The organism is Roseivirga spongicola, from assembly GCF_001592965.1.
GTDB classification, from domain to species: Bacteria; Bacteroidota; Bacteroidia; order Cytophagales; family Cyclobacteriaceae; genus Roseivirga; species Roseivirga spongicola.
In genome coordinates, this window is the sequence record NZ_LRPC01000028.1 from 25942 (window position 1) to 49099 (window position 23158).

The window sequence follows — 23158 nt, forward strand, 5'->3', positions numbered from 1 at the left end:
CCTAATTTTCGAGCTGCAAAGGTAGGGAAAATAATGAATTTATAATTGTTTCTCGAAAACAGATTTTACCTCCAATTTAGGATGTGAGTCTTATTGGGTTTTCGCTATGGTAAAAGTAGCAGTAAGGCCAACGCAAAAGTTTCGTGGGAGCTTATGAACGCCAAAAATAGCCCTAGTATGTGTGCCTTTTTCTTCCAAAACCTTCGCGAATAGATCAGATGCTCCATTCACTACTTTCGGTGCATCGTCCCAATCTTCTGCCGACTGATAATAGGCATCAAACTGATTAAGCCCGATAACTCTGTCGAAGCCTACTTTCGCTTTTATTTGAGATAATACGTTTAGAGCACATAGCTGCATGGCCTTGTAACCATCTTCTGTTGTAATTGACTCTCCCAAGCGCCCTTGATAGAGATACTCTTTGTTCAGAATTGGGAACTGAATGGCCACATAGGCAATTTGCTCGCGGATATTTACCGAAACATAACTCCCTCCAGGAGTAGATACTTCGGGTAATATAAGTCCTAGTTCTTTAAGTCGTTCTTCGGGTGTTGCCATTTTATCAATTGCCCTTGATTAGTTCTTACCTGCTTTGAAGTGTTGCGATGTAATAGTTTAAGTCTGCTTTCAGCTCTTTGCCTGTTACTTCTTGGTTTTGCCAGCGTGAAGTTGGGGTAAGTCTAATGCTTTGACGACCAACGGTAACGTCAACAGGCATATCGAATGAAGAGATAGAGTTGATCCAGCGATGGTATAGCTTACCATCTTTAAAATAGTACTCCAATGTGGGTACCCTTCTATCTCTCAAGTATTGATTGAAAAATGCTGTGAGATCTAGGTTGAGAAATTCAGCTATGAAATTTTCAATATCTGAAGTATGGACCGTTTTATGGTAGAATTGTTCTCCAAGCCCTCGGAGTACACCTCTCCATTGCTCATCATCATTTACAATGGTTCTAAGTGTGTTCAGCATGTTGCCTCCTTTGTAGTACACGTCACCTGGGTAGTCTTGGTAATTGACTCCGTATGGACCAATCATGGGTTGTGTGTTTCCAATGGCTGTTCTGGTTCCTCTAACGTATTCTTGGCCTGCTTCTTTGCCGAAAAAATAGTCTAAAAACAGACTTTCAGAATAGTTGGTGAAGCTTTCGTGAATCCACATATCGGCCATGTCTTTATGGGTAATATTGTTAGCGAACCACTCATGGCCTGATTCATGAACTATTATGAAATCGAACTTCAAGCCCCAGCCAGTAGAGCTTAAATCTCTACCTAAATAGCCATTTTGAAAACCGTTTCCGTAGGTCACTGAACTTTGATGCTCCATGCCTAGGTATGGAGCCTGTACAAGTTTGAATCCGTCTTCGTAAAATGGATATGCTCCGAACCAGTGTTCAAAGGCTTCTAGCATTCTAGGTACTTCTTTGAATTGTTCTCTTGCCTTAGCTTCGTCTGGTTTAAGTGCCCAATAGCTAACCTGTAAATCTCCTTTTTCGCCTTGGTAAGTTTCTTCCCAATTCACGTAGTTTCCAATGTTTAAATTGATTCCATAATTGTTGATTGGGTTTTTGACTGTCCAGTGAAATGTCCTGGTTTTTTTCTTTCTATTTCTATCGATTTTCACTAGCTGACCATTAGAAACATCGGCTAGATGTTCTGGAACTTCCACACTAATATCCATGCTGTCTACCTCGTCATACATATGGTCTTTACAAGGCCACCAAACAGAAGCACCCAAACCTTGGCAAGAGGTGGCAATAAAATCCATTCCGTTAGCGTCTTTCTTCCAGCTGAAACCACCATCCCAAGGGGCTCTTCTTGCTTCTCTGGGTTTGCCTTCATAGTGTACAGTAACTTTATTGATCGAGCCTGGCGTTTGTTTCTCGGTAAAAAGAATAAAGTGGGCATTGCCCTCTGAGCTAAAGTCCAGCTCTTGGCCATTCTGAATAACCTTTGTGATCTGAAGAGGAGCTTGAAGGTCAACTTGCATAAGGTTGTGCTCTTCTAGCACTTTGTATTGAATGGTGTTACTTCCGGTTATTCTCTTCTCATTGGGTAAAACTTCTACACTGAGATGGTAATGGGTTAAATCCCACCATTTACGTTCTTCTGTAATTGTACCACGCAACGAGTCTTGACGTGTAAATTCTTGTGCGAAAGATGAAGTGGCGATTAGGAGCAGCGCTAAAAATGAAAGTAACCTCATAATTGAAAATTTGCTGAAGATAGGGAGAAATGAGATGTGGAGTCTAACCTTTAACAAACCTGTGGCCATAATTGGTCGATACAATTGAAATCGAAGTTCAAAGATGCTCGAATAACTGATGAACTACCTTTTTTTCATCCCGAGGAAAGGAGGGATCAGCTAGTCGACTTTATTGGGCAGGTCCTTCGGCTTCGCTCAGGATAGGGAATTTAGGACTAGTAACGTTAGTGGGGGAGTTGGGTGTCAGTTATAAACTGACTTTTCGGGTATCCTTGATACAATCGAGGATGAGTTGATCTAACCTTTAACAAACTTGTGGCCATAACTGGTCGATACAATTGAAATCGAAGTTCAAAGATGCTCGAATAACTGATGAACTGCCTTTTTTCATCCCGAGGAAAGGAGGAATCAGCTAGTCGACTTTATTGGGCAGATCATTCGGCTGCGCTCAGGATAGGAAATTAGGGTGCTAAGTAACGTTAGTGGGTGAGTTGGGTGTCAGTTATAAACTGACTTTTCGGGTATCCTCGATACAATCGAGGATGAGTTTCTTGAAGTTATTGATCAGTCGAAACAAAAAAAGCTCCACATTTCTGTGAAGCTTTTTGTTGGTCTACTAGGGCTCGAACCTAGACTCTTCTGAACCAAAATCAGACGTGTTGCCAGTTACACCATAGACCATCCTTGAATTGGGAGTACAAAAGTAGTGTTTGATCTTATATTTGAAAACGTTTTGAGAGAAAAATATCAACTTTTTTTTCAGTCCTCAATTTTCCAAAAAGCTATGCCTCCTGCTTGCTTTCCAAGATAAGCAGTGTCTATCAGCTTAAGCGTTTGTAAATCAAATACATCCACCATGCCAGGGGCATCGCCAATACCTTCAACACTTACAAAGGCATATTTTGAGTCCGATGAAATGGCCACACCATGCGTAACTTTCTGGCTGTTGTCTAGCCTAGCTACTTCTTCTCCTGTTTCTAAATTCCAGATACCTGTCTTGGCTGCAGACTTATAAGACACTACCATAAATTTACCGTCAGGAGAGAGGTCTATGTTATATGGGCCTTTGTCTGTTTTGAACTTGCGCGTAGCTTTCCAAGATTTGGTGTCAATCTCCAAAACCTCATCAGAACCATTGCCTGCCACATAAACCAAGTCTTTACTAGGGTGAGGGCTTACCCATGTTGGTTTAAAAGCCGAATGTTTCATGCCACCCATGTCATGATTCATTTTTGAATGATCCAACTTTGAATGATCCATCGATTCTTGTTTTTTCATTCCAGACATATCATGTCCCATTTGACTGTGATCCATCTTAGAATGATCCATGCCTACCATTTTGCTGGCTTCGTCTAGGTCTAACTGGCGCGAAACTCTTAAGTCCAAAGCATCAATTTCAAATAGTTCACCAGACATCATTGCTACAGAATAATGCTTCATGCCATCTCTAGATAAACGACTTCCGTGAGGCATTGCTCCAGTAGTGATTTGCTCTAATTCAGTCATAGATTCAACATCTACTACCGATACTGTGCTTGGTACCATATCTCCATGCAGATTAAAGTTTACGCAGTAAAGAAGACCCGTAACAGGAGATATTTGCATAGAGGCAGGGAAGAGGCCAAGTTGCGTAGTTCCAACCACTTCGTCTGTGCCGGTTTTGAACTTATAAAGCATGCCGTATGGGTTGCCATGTGCCAGGCTTAAGTACCAATACTCGCCTTCAGGGTCTACAGTAATGCCGTGCGGGCCTTCAATTTCTGCTGGCCAGACCCCCACAGGTATGTTCTTGATGGTTTCAGCTTTCTTTCCATCAAACTTTACCACAGAAACTTCATCTTCAGACTCTGCAGTTACATAGATGTAATAGTCTTGAGCAGATAGTGAACTGGCTGCCAGCAAACAGATTAATACAATAAGCTTTTTCATTTTTTTAGTTATCGGTTATCCGTTAACGATTATCAGTGTTTTTTAATCTCAATCAGAGTCTCTTTAAGAGGACTCTGATTATTTGTCGCTCAGTGTCTCCTAAAGGGAGACACTGAGCGAGATGTGCTTAGTCATTAGTCCAAGACCGATGGTTCATGGCCAACTTCACAACATCAATACATATTAATTTTCAGACTTATTTCGACTGAATTTGAGTCTCTTTTGGTTTTTCAGGCTCTAGTTTGGCAGACCAAAGTCCACTGTTCCAGTCAGAGAAGAAAATGTGCCCTTTGTGAAGCTGTGCCCCCCAAGTGAATGGTGCATTGGCAGTGTAACCGTTGCCATCATTCGGAATAAACCATGCTATTTCTCTTCCTTGCTTTCTTAAGTCGCCCATTAATTCACCACTTAAATCGAAAACTCTAACTCCTGCATTATAGAAGGCTACGTAGAGGATGTCATCTTCAATCCAGTAGTTGTGAGAACCAGCGTAAGGAATTTCAACTCTGGCAATTTCTTCAGGGTTTTCAAGATCCGTGAAGTCTACAATGTGCAAATATCCACCAGCCATGTTAACACCGCCTTTGCCAGTATTTAGGCCGTAAGGGAAAATCTCGTCACCACCAATAACGTAGAACTTGCCTGTCTTACTTCTGTATGGGAAAGAAGCATGGTTAGCTCCGTTAGGGTAGGCATAACTGGCAAACTGAACAGGGTTACTTGGAGAACCACCAGCTATTCCATTTCCAACATCTACTAACTGAATACCATCGGCCCAGTTTGAGCTGTAGGCAATTCCGTCTTCTACCCAAACATCGTGAATCGCATGACCAGGAGTGTCTAATTCAAACTTAGAAACCGCATACGGATTTTTAGGATCTTCAATATTGATAGCATAGTACTTTTGGCCAGCACTTAGGGCATATACATGGTCTTGGTAAATGAATACGTTGTGTACACCACCAGTCATGTTTTCATCGAATCTAGACAGAATTTGAACGTCTCTTGGATTCTTCACATCAATGATTACCAAGCCATTTTTTCTGTTTGAAGCACCTTCTCTACTGATTACACAGATGGTTCCATCTTCAGAAATTTTTACATCGTTCACGGTTCTAGCATCTACCTGTACCGAATCTATTTTGTAAATATTGGCAGGGTCGGTTACGTCCCAGAAATAGGCTTTACCATCTGCACCCCAAGTTCCAGTAACTGCGTAATCTCTTCCATCTACACCTTCCCAAATCCATAAATCTGAAGTGTGTTTGTCGTTCACAGAACCTTGACCAACCATTTCAATTTTTCTTTGAACATCTCTAGGTACAATCTTGAGCGTTTTTGATGCTGAAGCAACTCCTGCAGCAGCAGTTACGGTATAGATTCCAGCCTCATCGGCAACAAATCTTCCATCTTGCTTAATAAGCCCTGAAGCACTTTGACTTACATCGTCAGAAACGCCATAGAAAGAATAGGTGATAGGAGCATCGGCAATTACATTGCCTTTTGCATCCATAGCTTTTGCTGTAAAGTGGAAAACATCACCAGTTCTTGCTTGGTCTCCATCGGCAGTTAATTCAATTTTAGTGATAGGGTTTTTCACCACATTTAAGTTGATAGTATTTTCAATGTCTTCTGCCTTTGCGGTGATGGAAACGCGACCTTCTTTGAAGGTGTTGATGATGCCATAGCTTGATACTGAAGCAATATTCTCGTTCTTAGAAGTGAAAGTCACTTGAACATCTTCTCTGGTTAGGCCGGCCTCATCAATAACAGTGTAATTGAGCGGTACTGGAGTTCCCGCATAGATTTTATTAGGAATGCCCTCTACTTTTATCTCAGCGATTGCTGGATACTTTACCAAAACCTTAATGCTGGTACGGTTATTACCTTCTGGGTAGTCTTCTACCGAGCCGCCACCAATTACTAAAACTTCATATTCACCTGGCTTGAAAGCCTCAACCATAAGGTCAGCGTCTACATAAAGACTTCTTCTAGCTCTTGAAAACGCTCTAACTGTTTCGTCAGATTTTTTGCCATCTTCTGTTACGTAGATATCTAGTTTCATTTTTTGTCCAACATCTAGCGTTATGCTTTCTGGTGCGACAATTTTTTTCTGAGCCAGCAGGCTGAGCGGTGAGAGTAGCAAGGCTACTAAAGTGAGTTTGAGTAATTGTTTCATGGTTGATATATTAAGATTGAAGATGGAATGTACCCATTCCATAAAAATGATACAATAAAAAGGGTATAGGTGGTTACCAAATACTTTTGAGTTGAGTAGTTCTTGCGCTATTGATTTCTAGTGGATTATCGTCTGAAATCAGGTAGGCTCGGGTAAAACCTTCAGTAGGGAAAAATACTTCGGTCATTACTACAGAGCCATCATTTAAGAATATTTCAATGGAGGATTCATCTACGAAAAACTCAACTTTCAACTCTTTCTCTTTCAATAATTGTTGAAATGGTGCTGTTGCTTCTTGGTGAGCAAAATTATCTGCAAAATCCGTTAAACCTGATTTTGCGCGATTACCATACAGAGTACCGTCTTGGAATCTAAATACAAACTCTTCTTGAGTTTTTGGATTGTCTAAGACTAAGCGGAAATTGCTTTGTCTGCCAGACGTATTCACAGTGAATTCAGACTTGAAAGGAACGGTCAAGCCTAAATCATCAGTATTCATCAAGGAGAACCTGGTGCCTGCATTAACCGACTCCTTCTCAAAATCGACTGATTTTGTATGCAGACTCGCTAATTCATTTACTGGCCGAGAAGCTACCGTATAAACTCCAGATGTCTGATTTTTGGTAAGGTGGAGGCTTCTAGGAATGGTCATCGCGCTGCGCCATTTTTCCGTAGGAACCACTTGCGCATAATTCCAATTACCCATCCAGCCTAAGAATAGCCTTCTACCATCTTCTTCTGGAATATCGCTCCAAGTAACTCCAGCGTAATTGTCAGGTCCATGGTCTAGCCACTGGCTTGCATTTGGGTCTTGACTGTTGGTAAAGGTTTTTCCGTCAAAGTCTCCCACAAAATACTGGGTAGCAGAACCGCCATTTGGCCCTCCAGGATTAATACTGAGCAACAGTACCCATTTTTTTTCTTCGCTACCTTCAACCTGAAGCTGAAAAAGATCTGGGCATTCCCATACACCACCGTGAGACCCATCATTCATTCCAAAGTCACTCTGAAATTTCCAGTCTATTAAGTTGGGAGAGGTGTAAAATTTCACTCTATCAAGTGCAGCAAAAACCATTAACCACTGCTGGAAATCTTCGAGCCATATTACTTTTGGGTCGCGAAAATCTTTGATGCCAGGGTTCGGTACTACAGGATTACCCTCATACTTGGTCCATGTTCTACCTTTGTCATTGCTATAGGCTATGCTTTGATATTGATAGGTGTTGTTGCCTTCTTCTTCAGCACCAACAGGTTCATGATGAGTAAAAATAGCAATCATGGGAGGGTGTTCTCCAGTTTGAAAGCCACTGGTGTTGTTCCAGTCAACTACTGCCGAACCAGAGAATATATATCCTAATTCATCAGGGTAAAGGGCTATAGGTAAGTGTTTCCAATGTACCATGTCTGGGCTTACTGCATGCCCCCAATGCATTGGTCCCCACACCGTACTGTCAGGATAGTATTGATAGAAAAGGTGGTATTCACCATCGTAATATACCATCCCGTTGGGGTCGTTCATCCAGGCTTCTTTTGGGGTGAAGTGAATTTGCGACCTGAATTTGTCGTCAGGAAAAGAGAGTTCTTCTTGTTGCTCTTTTTTCTGCTTTTCTTGATTACAAGAGGAGAGTATTAGAATGGTAAGAAGGAGTAAGGACAGTTTTTTCATTATTGACGGATTAGTTCTTTCTCTAATTGTTCTAGTGATTTACCTTTTGTTTCAGGCATAAACCTCCAAACGAATAAAAGTTGGAATACCATAAAGATGGCGAAGACGGCAAATACCCAACCTGCACCAATAGAGGTGAATAAAGCTGGAACCATGGCTGGAATTATGGCCGCTAACCACCAGTGAACAGAGGAACCGAATGACTGACCCTTTGACCTCAGGTGGTTCGGGAAAATCTCAGATATAAAGACCCAAATAACCGCACCTTGACCAATGGCGTGAGCTCCAATAAATAGAAAAAGCGCTGGAGGAATAATGGAAGACCACCCATTGAAAAAGGCCAAAGAAGTAGTAGCGAGTGTTATGATGTAGCCAAACGAACCAATGTACATCAGCTTTTTTCTGCCTACTCTGTCTATAATAAGTACACCTATTATGGTGAAAATGAAATTGGCAATGCCAACTCCAACAGTACTCAAGAATACGGCATCATCTCCCAACCCTGCCTCTGAGAATATTCTTCTGGCGTAGTATAGCAATGCATTAATTCCACTGAACTGATTGAAGAATGCAATGGCAAATGCAAGCATTAAAGGTACTCTGTACTTAGAAGAAAACAGGCTTTCTACTGTGCTATGCTTCTGAACTGAAGATGTACGGACAATGGTAAGCTGAGCTTCCACTTCATTTTCTGGGTAAATGCATTCAAATATTTTTCGTGCCCCTTCTTCATCGTTTTTCTTTAGCATAAGCCAACGAGGGCTTCTTGGTACAGTCAAGACTATAAGGGTATACGCTAGGGCTGGAACAGCCTCAATACCAATCATCCATCGCCAAGCTTCTGTGTCTACATTTATAGCGATAAGGTAATTAGAAACAAAGGCTATAAGTATACCGAAAACAATGTTTAGTTGATACAGAGCAACGAGTCTGCCTCGCATTTGTGCTGGGGCAATTTCCGATACGAACGTAGGGGCGGCAATGGTAGAAGCACCAACACCAAGCCCACCGATAAATCTGAATATAGCAAACAGCCAAGGGTCGCTCACCATGGCCGAGCCTAGTGCAGAGATAGTATATAAGATTCCTATAATTAGAAGAGTTTTCTTGCGACCTAATTTGTCGTTTGGGATGCCTCCCAGCATAGCGCCTATAACAGTACCCCAAAGCGCGGAACCAACAACGATAAGACCGTGAAAAAGGTCATTGCTGCCGTTGAGTGTATAGGTTGACCACAAAGCTTGTAGCTCTTGTTCTGCACCGTTGATTACAATGGTATCGAAACCGAAGAGGAAACCAGCAAGGGCTCCTGCTATAGACCAGAAGTAGACTTTTTTAGCGTTCATTAAGGTTGAATTGAAAATGTAATTTACTATAAATACCTTAATCACAAAGTCTTAGAAATTAAGGTGCATCGGTAGGTTGGCTGACCTGAGTTTTACTTATTAATTAAAATACAAAGAGCTACTGAAAGTAGCCCTTTGTATTTCATAATGAATTGATCTTTTTAATATGACAGTTTTTTGAGGTGTTGAATACTGGTCTCCAAACTGGTTAGAGAGTCCACCTCAAAGTTGGCGTCTTGTTCAATGAAGAAGTACTTCAGCCCTGCGTCTTTTTTGTGAGCAAAGATCTGTTTCCAGTCTATAATGCCATTTCCAATCTCGGTCATTGGTTGCCCTTCGTCTAAAGAAAGGTCTTTCACATGCCATAATGGAACTCGGCCAGAGTTATCTCTGAAGAAAGTCAGTGGGTTGATGCCTGCTTTTCTAGCCCAGTAAATGTCTAGTTCAATCTTGACGTTGCTTGAAGAAGTTTCCTTTAGGATTACATCCATCGGCAATTGGCCATCAATTTCCTGAAACTCAAAATCGTGGTTGTGATAAGCAAATTGGATTCCCGACTTTTTAGTCATTTCACCAAAAGTGTTAAACTGCTCACATAGTGCCTTGTATTGGTCAATTGACTCTCTCTCGTTAGGCATTAGGTATGCGCACACCAAATATTCGGTGCCGAGCTCTGCTGCATCATCAATGGTTTTTTGCATGTTGTCACCAAGGTTTGGTGTCATTATGTGAATGCTCTTGAGTGTGATTTTATTGTCACTGATGATTTCTTTGGCTTCAGCGATTGGCTTGCCGAGTAGTTTGCCTTCACCAAAGTTAAAGCCTTCCATGTTGGTGTAGCCAGCTTTTCTGAGTCGCTTTAGCGTGCCAGCCATGTCTTTCATAATAAAATCACGGACGGTGTAAGACTGAAAACCAAACTCTTTGATTTTCTCTCTTCGCATTGCTTCAGCAAGAGCCGAAGGTGCCACTAAGGCAGCTGAGCCTGCTAAGGCTGCGGATTGTAAAAAGTTTCTGCGTTTCATGATTATCTGTAGATTTCTTTTCGAAATAATTCTTTTGAAACTAAGAAAAAGGAGGGAAGTAAACTAGATTTTGTTATTCATTGGGCGAAACCGCCCAATGAGAAGAGGTGTTCCCTAAGAATATATGTTCTTAAAGTGTGGCCTTTTAAAGGTTTGAAACAAAAAAGGCAGCCATCTCAAAGAGAGCTGACTGCCTTATGTCTTGAAAATTGACTTTTACATCAATTCGTACATTTCTCTAAGTTTCTTTCTGGTGATGGTTTCTCTCCAGTTTTTGCCAAGGGCATTTTCCCAAAGTGGTTCAAGGAACATGGCTACATCAATCATTTTCTCGAACTGAGCATCGGTAAGGTCGGCACAGATTCCTTTAGGAATGTAGATTTCGTGCTTATCTACCATCGCCTTAAACTTCTTAACTCCATCAGGATAGAACTCTTCAAGATGATCGAAAACTATACAGTTCCCAATGCCGTGCTTGGTGCCTAGTAAAAAGCTTAATCCATAAGAAAGAGCGTGTGCTACACCTACTTGAGAATAGGCAATGGACATTCCTCCATGAAAAGAAGCCATCATTAGCTTATCATCAGAGTCATCGTCCCACTCATTTTTTTCTAGGAAAATCTCTTCACAAAGTTCATTAGCTTTCTCTCCGTAAGATTGGGAAAAAGTGTTTAGGTAAGTTCCTGTTAAAGATTCTACACAGTGGATGTAACAATCCATACCAGTGTAAAACCTCTGGTTTTTAGGAGCATTTTTAATCAACTCAGGGTCTAGCACAATCTGATCGAAAGGCGTGTAGTCTGAGTTCATTCCCAGCTTTCTTTCTGGGCCAGTAAGCACTGTAGTTCTAGAGACCTCAGCTCCAGTACCTGAGAGTGTAGGAATACCAACATGATAAGCGCCAGGTACTTTAACCAAATCCCAGCCTTGATAATCTGCAGAAGAACCAGGGTTGGTCATCATCAACGAAACAGCTTTGGCTAAATCTAGCATGCTTCCACCACCTATGCCTATTACACCAGAAACTTCTCCGTAAGTGTCTTTTAGCTCATTGGCAATTGCATCTACTTGCTTGGTTTTTGGTTCATCGGCAGCACTTGCAAAAACAATTTTATCAGTACCTGAAAGGGGAACTCGGCCAATTAGCTCTTGCTTGTCTTTAAACACATCATCTACAATGTAGATAAACGGATAGTCTCCTTTTCTATGTGGTTTAATTATATCTGCGGTTTGATCGAAACAGCCTCTGCCGTAAACGACCATTTTAACCATTGGGAAATTCTTGAATTTCATATTAGTCTTCAATAAATGTTTTGGCATTCTCCAGATCTTCAGGAGTATCTATTTCAATACCCATATATTCTGTTTCTACCATTTTAATCTTTTTGCCTGTTTCCAAATACCTTAGGCACTCAATTTTTTCAGTGTCTTCAAGTATAGTCATAGGCGTATTGTAAAAGTCGAGCAAAGCCTGCTTTCTGAAAGCATATACACCAATGTGCTCGTAGTATTTGGCGTTTGCTGCCTTATTTCTTGGGTAAGGAATTGGAGACCTAGAAAAGAACATGGCGAAGTTATTTTGGTCTACCACCACCTTCACATAGTTTGGGTCTTCAATCTGATTTACCTTAGTAAGTACCTGCATAAGAGAAGCTAAATCAATCTCTTTGGCATCTTCTCCTTCAAAAACTTCGAGCAGCTTAACCAATGGCTCTTTTTTGGTAAATGGTTCGTCTCCCTGAACATTTACTATAATATCGGCCTCTATCTTTTCTGCGGCTTCGGCAATTCTATCACTGCCACATTCATGCTCTTTTTGACTCTTTATGGCTTTGCCACCACTTGCCGTAATCTCCTCAAATATGATGTCTGAGTCAGTGACTACGTAAACTTCTTCAAACAAACCAGTATTCACCGTTGACTCGTAGGTTCTCAAAATCACAGACTTTGAGCCTAGTTTTGCCATTAGTTTACCGGGGAAACGTGTGGCATCGTATCGGGCAGGAATCAATGCAACTGCTTTCATTATAATACCGATTGAATGGTTTCAGCCATTTTAGAGGCTCTCTCTTTAGCTTGTTCTTCCGTCCAGTTTAAGTTGATTAATGATGATATAGTTCTACCCATTACTGTATCAGATTGAGCGAATGAGTTGAAATCTGTTTCTTCAATTGCCTGAACTAATGTTGGGTTTAATGGGAATAGGGAAGTAGCGTTCTTCAGGTGATCCCACTTTTTAATATAATGCCAGTTGTTATCGAACCAATAGAAATTTCCACCAAGCCCGTTGGCTAGAAGTGCTTTGTGCGCCTTTCTTGCCAATTCTTCAGTAGGGAGGAAGAAGGATAGGAAAGAAGCATTATCACCTTGCGGATCAGGGATTTTTCTAAAAGTAATGCCTTCAACTTTCTCTAAAGCAGCCTTAATGATGGCATTGTGCTTCTTCTGCGTTTCTAAGATTTTGTCGAGCTTACGGATTTGACCAAGCCCAACAGCAGCGTGCAGCTCAGAAATTCTAAAGTTATAACCTAAGAATGGATGACTTTCGGCACCTCTATCGGTGCCAATATGGTCGTGGCCGTGGTCGGTGTAATGGTCCGCGTTGAGAAAGTATTCTTCATTGTTGGTTAAGAATGCACCACCCTCACCACAGGTAATGGTTTTTACAAAGTCGAATGAGAAAGTGCCGCCATCTCCAATGGTTCCGAGCTTCTGCCCATTAAAAGTACCTCCAATGGCTTGGCAAGCATCTTCTAATAAAAGTAGATTGTGTTTCTTACAGATTGCCTGAAGTTCGTCCATCTGAGCCATAGAGCCACACATATGAACAGGCATTACCATTTTGGTTCTAGGGGTAATAGCAGCTTCTACGGCTTTAGGGTCTAAGCAAAGCGTTTCATCAATATCAACTAGTATTGGAATTGCACCAGCAGCAATAATAGCTTCAAAGCTGGCTACAAAAGTGAAAGTAGGCATTATCACTTCATCTCCATGTCCAACTCCCATAACAGCCATAGCTGTGCTAAGGGCTGTTGTTCCACTAGATGTTAATTGAGCATGTCTAACACCGAAAGTCTCAGTAATAGCCTTCTCTAATTCTTTGGCTTTCCAGTGGCCCTGTCTCATACCATCGAAACCATAGCGCATTAGAATCCCCGTGTTCAACACATCATTTACTTCTTTTCTCTCTTCGTCTCCGAAAAACTCAAATCCTGGCATGTATTATAATTTTTGTCAAAAATAGATAGAAATACTTAGCTCTCATAAGTGAGAATAACTCATTTCAAAAAGCTTATGCGTTCTTGAAGAGTTAATAAAAATCCCATTATGGGAATGAAGTCTAGCTATGGTCTTGATTTTGATTTTTGGCACATCATAAGTTTTGTGTAAGTAACAGATTGTCAATGTTTTATGATGTTTAGAGTTAGTTGGCAATGCCTTTGCCTATTATGTGTTGTGGTTACAATCGTAACCTGGTTGGTTAGTGAAGTTGATGGTTAATAATCTATTTGGTTGAGGTGAACCCCGAAGAATACGTCTTCGGGGTTCTTTTTTTATGCATAAAAAAAAGAGGCCGAAGCCTCTTTCAATATAATTTCAATACTTCTGCTTTAGAAGTCTCTTGCGAGTATGCCTCTTAGAGCAGTTACGTTTACCATAGGAATATCAGCACCTTTTTGATTATTCAATGCCTCAATAATAAGGTTAGCGATAATGGCATGACCTCTTGGGTTTGGATGAATACCATCGGTTGAGAAAATACCGTTAGGAGCAAAGTCTGGTTGAAGGTTGTGGCCTTCTATCATAATACCTAAAGTGCCATCTGCTCTTGCTTCTGCTGCATCTGCGAAAGCTGCTAAGGCTGGGTTTGCACCATTCGATGGATCGAACAACGCATTTGCTAAAGCTGGCGAAAGTCCAAAGGCATCTGCAAAAGCAGGCTGAACATCTACTAAGGTGATTGATCCATTAGCCTGTGCGTTGATTCCCGCAACAACTCCTGCAATTGTAGCATTATAAGTAGCTGTCATTTCTACTACGGTTTCAAACTCCTCTATATTGAGGAATAGGCCATCACCATCTGAGTTTGATGGATTTAAAAGGTTGTATCCGAGAGGGATAACCGCACCAATAGTAGTAGTAGGGGTATTGGCTGAGTTATCACCATCAGCTTCAGTACCTAATAGAGAACCTGCAGTCAATAATGGTAACTCACCATTTCTCAACGGTCGAGATTGCTCATAAGGTCTTAGCTGCTCTCTTTGAGCCGCACTGATTCTGTTTAATAGAAGTAATAAGTCAAATTTTGGACCTAGGTCTTCAAGTTCAGTGTCGTGAGCCAAGATTGGATTTGCACCAGCAGAATAAGAGATTTCTCTTTCATCGTAGTCTGCCTGAGTAATCAGATTGGCTTCAACCATTCCTTCTAGCACTTGATTTACAGAGCCAAGACCTGCATTCAACTGATCTGCGGTAGCTTGATCTAGCGTAATGGCATTCCATTTTACTGCTCTAAAGTAAGGAAGCAGTACAAAAGGAGGGAGTGTCATTACTACTCCTTCTGCGCCTGACTGTACCAACGCGCCTAAAGACTGTTCTAGTGCACTTTGGAAGTTAGGTTGACTAGTAATGCTACTTTCGTCAACTCCACCAGCAACAGCGTAACCAAGAATGTCATTGTTGCCTAACCAATAAGAAAAGAAAGTAGGTGTGGTAGACAAGGCATCTCCCAACACTGTACTAGTACCAGGGTTAGAGGCAAACCTCAAATAATATGGATTTGCAAAGCCAGGGTTTGTTGCATCAGTTATTTTCATACCTGGTACACCAAAATTGTTCAACTCTGACTTGTTTCCGCTAAAGTCACCAATTGCTTCACCCACTGTTGGCACTGGTCTTTGTTGAGCAAGGCTTAGCTCATATCTTCCTAAGATATTAGTTCCTGAAACCCCTGAAAAACCATTAGCTGAATTAATATCTGGTTGGTTAAAAGAACCACCTCCTACACCCTGAATAGCAAACTGAGTTGCCAATAGGTTAGGGAATGAATGGTTCTGCCCGTTGGTGTAGAGCGCATTGTCCATAAAACCCGCTGTAATTGAATTACCTAGCGAGATATAATTGGAAAGGTCTAATACTCCACCGTCTCCAGTTTCGGCACCAGGTAGCGGGTTATTGTCTAGCTGTTCTTGTACTAGTATGTCTTCTTCATCGCAGCTAAACGTAATGAAAGCAAGCGGAAGTAGAGCGAATAAGTATGTTTTAAGTCTTTTCATTTTCATTCTCAATTAATTGAAGAATTCGTCAAACGTGATTTGGAAGTAGTAGATGCTACCTAATGTTGGGTTACCAAATGAGGTTGTATAACGCTCATTAAGAATATTGCTAGCACCAAGTTTTAAGGTAGACTTCCACTCAGGCACTTTATAAGAAACCTGAGCATCTAGTGTTCCAAAATCAGGAATTACACCAGTACCAAAAGAAGATTCCCAAAGGAATGCTTGCTGCCATCTATAGTTTACTTGGAAACCAAGCTTATCAGTTACCTTACGGTTACCTACTTGCAGATTGAATCTATATTCAGGAGTGTTGTAAGAAGCTCTAAAGCCTTGAGCAATAAGGTCGCTTTGAGAGATTAGTTGGTTGAATGCCACGTTACCACCAAGGTAGTAGCCACCATCTAAGGTATAATCAACTTCAACAGCCCAACCTTGTGCTTCTACATTACCATCAGCATTGATGTCAAAACCGAATCTTTGTGTAGGAACAGAACCATCAACTATATCTTGACGAACAGCAGGGCTATCGTCTACTTTTGAACCTCTAATACCATTAGGTACTGCTTGAGTGAAATCGATCTCCGCAATGAAGTCTGAGTATCTACTGTAGTAGTAGTAAGCATCAACAAGAAGTCTACCGTCTAGGAAAAGACCTTTATATCCTACTTCGAAGGTGTTAACCTTTTCAGTTTTAAAACCATCGTCTACTCTAGTTTCCAAAACCAAAAGATCTGGGTTGCCAGCAGCTCTAGCAGCCGCTACACTTTCACTTCTGTAAGTGTTTTGAGGAGAGAAGTTGTATCTATTTACCAATAGCTCATTGCTACCAATTAGTCTTCTAGAAACCACATCTAAGTCAATGAATTGATCTTGAGTAGTGGGGATACGGAAACCTCTCTGGAATGAACCTCTAATGTTGTGATTGTCTGCAATTGTACCAACTGCTGAAATTCTTGGAGAAAGCTGGCCTTCAAAGTTCTCGTTTTTATCATATCTAACCGAGCCTTGAAGCTTCAGGTTGTCGTCTAAAAAGTTCTTAGAAACTTGAGTATAAGCACCAAACTCATCTATGCTTACTTCTTCGCCATCATTAGTTAAAGCGAAAAGAGTACCCTCAGAATTCAATGAGTATCTTCTCCAGTTTGCACCAACTACTACATCGGCCCACTCAATTCTTTCACCTAAATCCCAGCTACCTTCCATATGCCAAAGTGCTGATTTGTCTAAGAACTTAGCACCACCATCGGCAATAGAAACTTGTCTTAGTGAATTGGCTAAGGTTTCGAATTCAGCAGAACCTGGTTGAGGCTGAGCTGCATCTGCTGCCTGACGTGCTGCAGCGTGAGATTGTTCAATTGATGCACCTGTTAATCTTGCACCTGCAAAAGTCTGAAGATACGGAGATAAGTAAGTTTGCTGGTTAATCAATGAAGCTAAGGTGTTAGCTGCGTAACTATCGCCTGAGTTCTCTTGGGTGGTGTAAGCTCTAGCGTAGAATTCCGAACCTCTTAATTCTACTTTGGCAGTAGTAATTGAGAAATTATCTAGTACGAATCTATCGTTGGCAGTGTATACCGTGCTACCTGCACCATAATTTACTTGACCGAATAACTCTAGTTTGTCATTCAATCTGTAGTGAAGCGCACCTCCAAACTTTATACTTTCAGTAGTATTGTCTACGAACGAGTTCTCGGTGAAACCAGTAGGAGTAAAATATCCGTCCTGATCGTCAGGGAAAAGGGTTCTTAATGGAACTAAAGAAGTTGTTCCACCTGCAATGGCAGCATCTGCTACAGCCCCTACGGTAATACCGAAGTCACCATATACGTTTACACCATCATAAAAACGATTGTTACCTCTTTCGGTAGTGCCTCTTTCTACAGCACCACCAGTAGCCAAACCTTGGTCTCTTGTGTCTATACCTACAAAGTCTGTAGCTCTTAGGTAAGAACCTGTTACTTTAAATGCTAGTTTGTTATTGAAGGCTTTAGCCCATCTAAATCCATAATCTTGGTAAAACTCTTGTTCTTCAGAAGCACCATAATCTACACTGTTTAAACCAGTTTTAGCATAAACGCTAAGTCCTTGATACTCGAAAGGGTTTTTAGAGTTTAGCAGTAAAATACCGTTTATCGCGTTTGGTCCGTAAAGGGCAGAAGCTGCACCAGGTATTAATTCAGCAGACTCAAGGTCTAGGTCGTTAATACCTACAATGTTACCTACGGCAAAGTTTAAGCCTGGTGCTTGATTGTCTATACCATCTATCAACTGAACGAATCTGGTGTTACCGTTTGCTCCAAATCCACGAGCGTTGATCGATTTAAACGTTAAACTTTGGGTACTAAAGTCTATACCTTTTAGGTTAGCTAAGCCTTCATAAAATGAAGGGGCTGCAGTGGCTTTAATATCCAGAATGTCTAGTTTTTCAATAGAAACAGGAGAGGTGAGGATGTTCTCTTCGAACCTAGAAGCAGATACTACTACTTCTTGACCGAATATGATTTGTTCCTCCATTTTTATTTCTAACCCAGTAACATTTGATTGAGTGATTTCTACTTCTTGTGGAGTGTAGCCAACATAAGAAAAAATCAATGTTAGTGGTGCTGATTGATTGACAGTGAGGTTGAAATCTCCATTGGCGTTTGAGATTGTTCCAACCACTTTGTCTTTTACCCGAATGTTAACTCCGGGTAGGGTCTGACTGCTAGCAGCGTCAATAACTCTACCAGATATCTTTACCTGATCTTGAGCAAGCGCAGTAATCGATTGCATTAAGAGCAGGACCGGTAGCAGACCTTTAAAAATTTTCATCAAGTTCTTCATACTAAGGTTTTTGAAACAAATAAAGTTTGGCGGTCCTATGATCTCAGAAATTGAATCATAGGCATCAGTCCAAAAATACAATGTTTTTGATGTTTAAAAAGTACCGCGCGTAATTTTATTCGTCATGCATAATATTTCTGCAAGAACGGCAAAGCGCGGTTTTATAGCATATAGGGTGAATTCTATTGGGAATTTTTGCGGTTTTCCTCTTCAAGGTGTTTTACCAGTTTATCACAAAGCCTGTTCATAGCAGAAGACATGAATTCGTCTCCAGTAGAGTTCAATATGCTTTGTGCTAGACCACCTAAACAATCCACATAAAAGCGCTTCATTTCGTCTACAGGCATTTCTTTGTTCCACAAATCAATGCGCAAAGTGCTCATGGTGTTGTGATCCCAAATGGCCAGGTTAAAGGCCTTTGTTTCCTCTTCTCCAGGAATGTCTTTGTCGGTAGCATCCCAGGTAATGGTTTCTGGAATAGCGTCTTTGTCTAGTTTTATTTTCAGCTTAATCTCTGAATCTTTCATTTCTGTATTAGTTAGTCTATTTGCATTTCAGGAATTTCTCCTTCAATAATTAGTTTTCCTTCTGTAGCAGCTTCTATTTCTTCAACAGATACGCCAGGTGCTCTTTCAATTAGTTTAAAGCCACCTTCAGGAAGTACATCCATTACGGCTAAGTCTGTCACTATCTTTTTTACACATCTGATACCTGTAATAGGAAGGGTACACTCTTTTAATAATTTAGAGTCTCCACTTCTGCTGCAGTGCTGCATGGCTACAATGATGTTTTCTGCCGAAGCCACCAAGTCCATAGCTCCACCCATGCCTTTCACCATTTTGCCTGGAATCTTCCAGTTGGCAATGTCGCCATTCTCTGATACTTCCATAGCTCCAAGAATAGTGAGGTCTACATGGCCACCGCGAATCATAGCGAAGCTTTCTGCTGAACTGAAAAGTGAAGAACCAGCCATGGTTGTCACCGTTTGCTTTCCTGCATTGATTAAATCAGCATCTACTTCTTCCTCTTCAGGGAAAGGACCAATACCTAATAGCCCATTTTCAGATTGAAGCACCACATTAATATTGTCAGGAATAAAGTTGGCCACTAGGGTAGGGATGCCAATGCCTAAGTTGATGTATGTGCCATCTTGAACTTCTTGGGCAATACGTTTTGCTATACCTATTTTGTCTAAAGACATAATTTGAAAATTTGAAGATGAGTCAATTTGATGATTTACTGGTCGATATATTTTTCGAAAGCACTTTTATAATCGAACCTTTGAACCTCAATTCTCTGTCTGTTCTCATGTGTGTTTGTTAAGTGCATTATTAAATTACCGAATTATCTAATCATCAAATCATTTAATTTTAGTAGTTCGCTGTTCGATTCTCTTTTCGTAGTTTTTTCCTTCGAAAATTCGCTGAACGAAAATACCCGAAGTATGAATTTGGTTTGGATCTAACTCACCAACTTCAACTAGCTCTTCAACTTCTGCAATGGTGATTTTACCAGCAGTGGCCATCATTGGGTTGAAGTTTCTAGCCGTTCCTTTAAAGACTAGATTACCAGCTTTATCGCCTTTCCAAGCTTTCACTAAGGCAAAGTCTGCCCTCAGCCAAGATTCCAATAAGTAGTGTTTACCATCGAATTCTCTTACTTCTTTGCCTTCAGCTACCTCGGTTCCATAACCAGCAGGAGTGAAGAATGCAGGAATACCAGCTCCACCAGCCCTAATTCTTTCGGCCAAAGTACCTTGTGGAATTAGGTCTACCTCCAATTCACCCGAAAGTAGCTGTCTTTCGAATTCAGCATTCTCTCCTACGTAAGAGGAGATCATTTTTTTAACCTGACGGGTTTGAAGCATTAGGCCGATTCCAAAATCATCTACACCAGCATTATTAGAAATACAAGTAAGGCCAGTTACGCCTTTCTTTACTAGTGCACTGATACAGTTTTCGGGTATTCCACATAGGCCGAAACCACCCAACATGAGTGTGGCGTTATCAGGAATGTCTGCAATGGCTTCTTCAGCATTGTTGACCACCTTATTAATCATAGCAATTGATTTTATAGTTTACTTAATCGCTCAGTAACCGACTGCTTGTCAATTTTGAGCTGCTCCTTCAGCGCATCGAGCGAGCTGAATTTAATTTCCTTCCGAATCAAATCTACAAATTCAATTGAGATCTCACTCTCATAGATATCTTCATTGAAGTCAAAAATGTTTACTTCAATTGTTTTATGGTCGCCACCAATGGTTGGGCGGTTACCAATGTTGAGCATGCCATCGAATTTGTTGTACTTAAGACAAACACGAACGGCATATATACCATCGGCAGGAATGAGTTTGTAGTTTTCTTTAATGGAAATGTTGGCTGTAGGGAATCCTAAAGATCTGCCAATTTTTTCACCATGCACTACACGGCCAGTAATGGCATAGTTTCTTCCTAAAAATGTATTGGCTTGTTGTACATCTCCAACCTCTAAGGCTCTGCGGATTTTTGTAGAGCTGATGCCTATTTCTTCAATATCCTGACGAGGAATTTCTTCTACCTCGTAGCAATATTTATCAGAAAATTGGTGTAGCTCTTCCAAACCACCACTTCTGTCTTTACCAAAACGGTGATCGTAGCCAATGATTATTTTCTTGGTTTGAATGCGTTCACTGAGTATTACTCTAATGTAATCTTCGGCCTGCATGGAGGCAAACTCCTTAGTAAAAGGCACTTTAACCAAATGGTCGATACCGTACTCTTCTAGCAGGTTTGCTTTTTCTGGAAAAGTAGAAAGCAGTTGGAGTGAGCTGTCCCAAGGCTTTAAAACCAACCTAGGATGAGGCCAATAGGTGATGAGCACTGTTTCGCCATCAATTCTGCGGGCTTCTTCTTTTAGGCGATCTATGATTTTCTGATGGCCCATGTGTACGCCATCGAAAGTGCCAGAAGTAACAACGGCATTTTTTATATTTTCAATAGCTTCTGTTCCCAGATGAATCTTCATGAAAGCTCTTTTAGAAAGTCTATCAGTTGTTCTAACTGATAAGCATTTTCAACATCAAATTCGCCAATTTTAGTTCTTCTCAAGCTACTTAAATGTGCTCCCACACCTAAGGCTGCACCAAAATCGTTAGCTAAGCTACGAATGTATGTGCCTTTTGAACAAACTACACGGAATTCAATTCGGGGTAAATCTACTTTGGTGAGTTCGAATTCTGAAATAGTCACCTGTCTCGATTTCAACTTTACGTCTTCTCCCTTACGAGCCAGTTCGTAAACTCTCTTTCCGCCCACTTTAATGGCAGAGTGAATGGGAGGGGTCTGGCTGATTTCTCCTAAAAATGGCTGTCTGGCCTTTTCTAGGCCGGCCTCAGTAATATGGTCTATGGCAACCGCTTCTGTAGGTTCCGATTCCAAATCGTAGGTTGGAGTGGTCTGACCGATAGTGAAGGAACCAGTATACTCCTTTTCCTGCCCCATAAAAGTCTCAATAGACTTGGTCATTTTGCCTGTGCAGACAATGAGCAAGCCTGTAGCCAATGGGTCTAAGGTACCAGCATGGCCTACTTTCTTAATCTTGATGTTGTTGCGAACCTTCTTTACAACATCGAAAGAAGTCCACTCCAATGGTTTGTCGATCAGTAATACCTGACCAGCAAGAAAGTTTTCTTGCTTACTTAGTTCCGGATCTAAATTCAGCATTAAGCTAGGGTGTAGATGATGGCAATAATACCAACAATCAGGCAGTAGAAGGAGAAATATTTAAGTTGACTTTTCTTTACCAGCGCAATCATCCATTGGCAAGCGATTAAACCAGCCACAAATGCAGCTATAAAACCAACTATAAGAAGGCTGGTCTCGGTTTGTGTTTCGGCCAAGTCTCCGCTCAAAATATCTTTAGCCATTTTCCCTAAAATCAATGGTACGACCATTAAAAAGGAGAAACGCGCTGCTTTTTGTCTATCTACTCCTAAAAGCACTGAGGTAGAAATAGTTGCTCCAGATCTTGAAATTCCAGGTAGAATAGCTACTGCCTGAGCCACACCTATTACAAATGCGTTTTTGTAAGACACAGGATTCAATGTGCTTTTGGCTTTATCGGCCAAGAAAAGTAAGCCAGCAGTGAGGATAAGCATAGAACCTACCAGCAGAAGGTTTCCACCGAAAAACTGCTCAATCTCTTCTTCAAAAAGAACACCAACCACGGCTGCAGGAATCATAGAAATGATGATTTTCAAAGAGAATCGAAACTCCTCATTGTTCTTGAATTGGAGTAATCCCCTGAGTATTTCAGCAATATCTTTTCGGAAGATGACAATGGTGCTCAAAGCAGTGGCTGCATGCAAAACCACAGTCATTAGTAAGCTTTCTTCTGGTAAGCTATTATCGCCAAAAATGGCTTTGGTAATCTCCAAGTGTCCGCTACTGCTTACAGGGAGAAACTCAGTTAACCCTTGAACCAAGCCAAGAATTAGGGCTTCGAACCAAGTCATTTATTTTGATTTTTTGAAAATAGCGAAGAACTCTAGGATAAAGCCAGCCATAATTACGATTGGGCCGAGGGTTAGGCCTAAGAAGCCTTGTCCGTGCTGCTCACCGTCTAATGACATGATAACGAAACCAACCAATATGGTTCCTAATCCGATAAGCATCCACTTATAATTTTCTTTGCTGAAAGCGAAGTTGTTCTTTTTCTTTTCCGACAT

Annotated in this window: 19 protein-coding genes and 1 tRNA gene; all 20 read right to left on the minus strand. The window is 41.0% G+C overall.

All coding sequences use genetic code 11. The features are described from left to right. Nucleotides 1–90: 90 nt before the first annotated feature. The 20 genes from AWW68_RS12245 to AWW68_RS12340 all read right to left on the minus strand — a co-directional run bounded on the left by AWW68_RS12245 (nt 91) and on the right by AWW68_RS12340 (nt 23158). A complete protein-coding gene (locus AWW68_RS12245; protein ID WP_068221444.1) occupies nt 91–558 on the minus strand; it encodes a RidA family protein in 468 nt (155 codons plus the stop codon). 25 nt (nt 559–583) lie between these two features. Beyond that, the gene (locus tag AWW68_RS12250) at nt 584–2206 is read right to left on the minus strand and encodes a M1 family metallopeptidase (RefSeq protein WP_068224072.1); all 1623 of its coding nucleotides are present in this window, start codon (nt 2204–2206) and stop codon (nt 584–586) included. A 608-nt stretch (nt 2207–2814) separates the two neighbouring features. After that, a tRNA-Gln gene (locus tag AWW68_RS12255) sits at nt 2815–2887 on the minus strand. A gap of 78 nt (nt 2888–2965) precedes the next feature. Beyond that, nucleotides 2966–4135, minus strand: coding sequence for a YncE family protein (locus AWW68_RS12260; protein WP_068221446.1), 1170 nt, complete (start codon nt 4133–4135; stop codon nt 2966–2968). 196 nt (nt 4136–4331) lie between these two features. Next, nucleotides 4332–6314 (minus strand): hypothetical protein, encoded by a 1983-nt coding sequence (locus AWW68_RS12265; RefSeq protein ID WP_089082303.1) that lies wholly within the window; start codon nt 6312–6314, stop codon nt 4332–4334. 73 nt (nt 6315–6387) lie between these two features. Continuing rightward, nucleotides 6388–7980, minus strand: a complete 1593-nt coding sequence (locus AWW68_RS12270) for a glycoside hydrolase family 32 protein (RefSeq protein WP_068221448.1) — start codon at nt 7978–7980, stop codon at nt 6388–6390. Further along, on the minus strand, nt 7980–9326 hold the full coding sequence (locus AWW68_RS12275) for a sugar porter family MFS transporter (protein ID WP_068221450.1): 1347 nt from the start codon (nt 9324–9326) through the stop codon (nt 7980–7982). Before AWW68_RS12275 ends, AWW68_RS12270 begins: the two co-directional genes overlap by 1 nt. A gap of 161 nt (nt 9327–9487) precedes the next feature. Next, a complete protein-coding gene (locus tag AWW68_RS12280; protein ID WP_068221452.1) occupies nt 9488–10351 on the minus strand; it encodes a sugar phosphate isomerase/epimerase family protein in 864 nt (287 codons plus the stop codon). A 216-nt stretch (nt 10352–10567) separates the two neighbouring features. Next, the gene (locus AWW68_RS12285) at nt 10568–11644 is read right to left on the minus strand and encodes an iron-containing alcohol dehydrogenase family protein (RefSeq protein ID WP_068221454.1); all 1077 of its coding nucleotides are present in this window, start codon (nt 11642–11644) and stop codon (nt 10568–10570) included. A 1-nt stretch (nt 11645) separates the two neighbouring features. Then, nucleotides 11646–12377 carry a 3-deoxy-manno-octulosonate cytidylyltransferase gene (kdsB, locus tag AWW68_RS12290; RefSeq protein ID WP_068221456.1) on the minus strand — a complete coding sequence of 244 codons (732 nt, stop codon included), beginning with the start codon at nt 12375–12377 and terminating at the stop codon, nt 11646–11648. Next, entirely contained in the window at nt 12377–13570 is a 1194-nt protein-coding gene (locus AWW68_RS12295) for a DegT/DnrJ/EryC1/StrS family aminotransferase (protein WP_068221458.1), read from the minus strand. The genes kdsB and AWW68_RS12295 overlap by 1 nt, the downstream gene beginning before the upstream one ends. 392 nt (nt 13571–13962) lie before the next feature. Then, nucleotides 13963–15627: an SGNH/GDSL hydrolase family protein gene (locus AWW68_RS12300; protein WP_157717633.1), complete on the minus strand. Its 1665-nt coding sequence runs from the start codon at nt 15625–15627 to the stop codon at nt 13963–13965. A 12-nt stretch (nt 15628–15639) separates the two neighbouring features. Continuing rightward, nucleotides 15640–18402, minus strand: coding sequence for a TonB-dependent receptor (locus tag AWW68_RS12305; protein WP_068224074.1), 2763 nt, complete (start codon nt 18400–18402; stop codon nt 15640–15642). 233 nt (nt 18403–18635) lie between these two features. Beyond that, the gene (gene gldC / locus AWW68_RS12310; RefSeq protein ID WP_068221462.1) at nt 18636–18980 is read right to left on the minus strand and encodes a gliding motility protein GldC; all 345 of its coding nucleotides are present in this window, start codon (nt 18978–18980) and stop codon (nt 18636–18638) included. Nucleotides 18981–18991: 11 nt separating this feature from the next. Continuing rightward, nucleotides 18992–19654: a 3-oxoacid CoA-transferase subunit B gene (locus AWW68_RS12315; RefSeq protein ID WP_068221464.1), complete on the minus strand. Its 663-nt coding sequence runs from the start codon at nt 19652–19654 to the stop codon at nt 18992–18994. A 159-nt stretch (nt 19655–19813) separates the two neighbouring features. After that, nucleotides 19814–20512, minus strand: coding sequence for a CoA transferase subunit A (locus AWW68_RS12320; RefSeq protein WP_068221466.1), 699 nt, complete (start codon nt 20510–20512; stop codon nt 19814–19816). 11 nt (nt 20513–20523) lie between these two features. Then, nucleotides 20524–21456: a bifunctional riboflavin kinase/FAD synthetase gene (locus tag AWW68_RS12325; RefSeq protein ID WP_068221468.1), complete on the minus strand. Its 933-nt coding sequence runs from the start codon at nt 21454–21456 to the stop codon at nt 20524–20526. After that, a complete protein-coding gene (gene truB / locus AWW68_RS12330) occupies nt 21453–22154 on the minus strand; it encodes a tRNA pseudouridine(55) synthase TruB (RefSeq protein WP_068221470.1) in 702 nt (233 codons plus the stop codon). The genes AWW68_RS12325 and truB overlap by 4 nt, the downstream gene beginning before the upstream one ends. Beyond that, complete coding sequence (gene uppP / locus AWW68_RS12335; protein ID WP_068221472.1) at nt 22154–22945, minus strand: undecaprenyl-diphosphatase UppP; 792 nt, start codon at nt 22943–22945, stop codon at nt 22154–22156. The genes truB and uppP overlap by 1 nt, the downstream gene beginning before the upstream one ends. Beyond that, nucleotides 22946–23158, minus strand: a complete 213-nt coding sequence (locus tag AWW68_RS12340; protein ID WP_068221474.1) for a DUF3098 domain-containing protein — start codon at nt 23156–23158, stop codon at nt 22946–22948. It abuts the gene before it with no gap.

Coding starts and splice junctions, on each gene's coding strand:
- AWW68_RS12245 (WP_068221444.1), bottom strand. CDS start 558: ATGGCAACACCCGAAGAACGACTTAAAGAACTAGGACTTATATTACCC.
- AWW68_RS12250 (WP_068224072.1), bottom strand. CDS start 2,206: ATGAGGTTACTTTCATTTTTAGCGCTGCTCCTAATCGCCACTTCATCT.
- AWW68_RS12260 (WP_068221446.1), bottom strand. CDS start 4,135: ATGAAAAAGCTTATTGTATTAATCTGTTTGCTGGCAGCCAGTTCACTA.
- AWW68_RS12265 (WP_089082303.1), bottom strand. CDS start 6,314: ATGAAACAATTACTCAAACTCACTTTAGTAGCCTTGCTACTCTCACCG.
- AWW68_RS12270 (WP_068221448.1), bottom strand. CDS start 7,980: ATGAAAAAACTGTCCTTACTCCTTCTTACCATTCTAATACTCTCCTCT.
- AWW68_RS12275 (WP_068221450.1), bottom strand. CDS start 9,326: ATGAACGCTAAAAAAGTCTACTTCTGGTCTATAGCAGGAGCCCTTGCT.
- AWW68_RS12280 (WP_068221452.1), bottom strand. CDS start 10,351: ATGAAACGCAGAAACTTTTTACAATCCGCAGCCTTAGCAGGCTCAGCT.
- AWW68_RS12285 (WP_068221454.1), bottom strand. CDS start 11,644: ATGAAATTCAAGAATTTCCCAATGGTTAAAATGGTCGTTTACGGCAGA.
- kdsB (WP_068221456.1), bottom strand. CDS start 12,377: ATGAAAGCAGTTGCATTGATTCCTGCCCGATACGATGCCACACGTTTC.
- AWW68_RS12295 (WP_068221458.1), bottom strand. CDS start 13,570: ATGCCAGGATTTGAGTTTTTCGGAGACGAAGAGAGAAAAGAAGTAAAT.
- AWW68_RS12300 (WP_157717633.1), bottom strand. CDS start 15,627: ATGAAAAGACTTAAAACATACTTATTCGCTCTACTTCCGCTTGCTTTC.
- AWW68_RS12305 (WP_068224074.1), bottom strand. CDS start 18,402: ATGCAATCGATTACTGCGCTTGCTCAAGATCAGGTAAAGATATCTGGT.
- gldC (WP_068221462.1), bottom strand. CDS start 18,980: ATGAAAGATTCAGAGATTAAGCTGAAAATAAAACTAGACAAAGACGCT.
- AWW68_RS12315 (WP_068221464.1), bottom strand. CDS start 19,654: ATGTCTTTAGACAAAATAGGTATAGCAAAACGTATTGCCCAAGAAGTT.
- AWW68_RS12320 (WP_068221466.1), bottom strand. CDS start 20,512: ATGATTAATAAGGTGGTCAACAATGCTGAAGAAGCCATTGCAGACATT.
- AWW68_RS12325 (WP_068221468.1), bottom strand. CDS start 21,456: ATGAAGATTCATCTGGGAACAGAAGCTATTGAAAATATAAAAAATGCC.
- truB (WP_068221470.1), bottom strand. CDS start 22,154: ATGCTGAATTTAGATCCGGAACTAAGTAAGCAAGAAAACTTTCTTGCT.
- uppP (WP_068221472.1), bottom strand. CDS start 22,945: ATGACTTGGTTCGAAGCCCTAATTCTTGGCTTGGTTCAAGGGTTAACT.
- AWW68_RS12340 (WP_068221474.1), bottom strand. CDS start 23,158: ATGTCGGAAAAGAAAAAGAACAACTTCGCTTTCAGCAAAGAAAATTAT.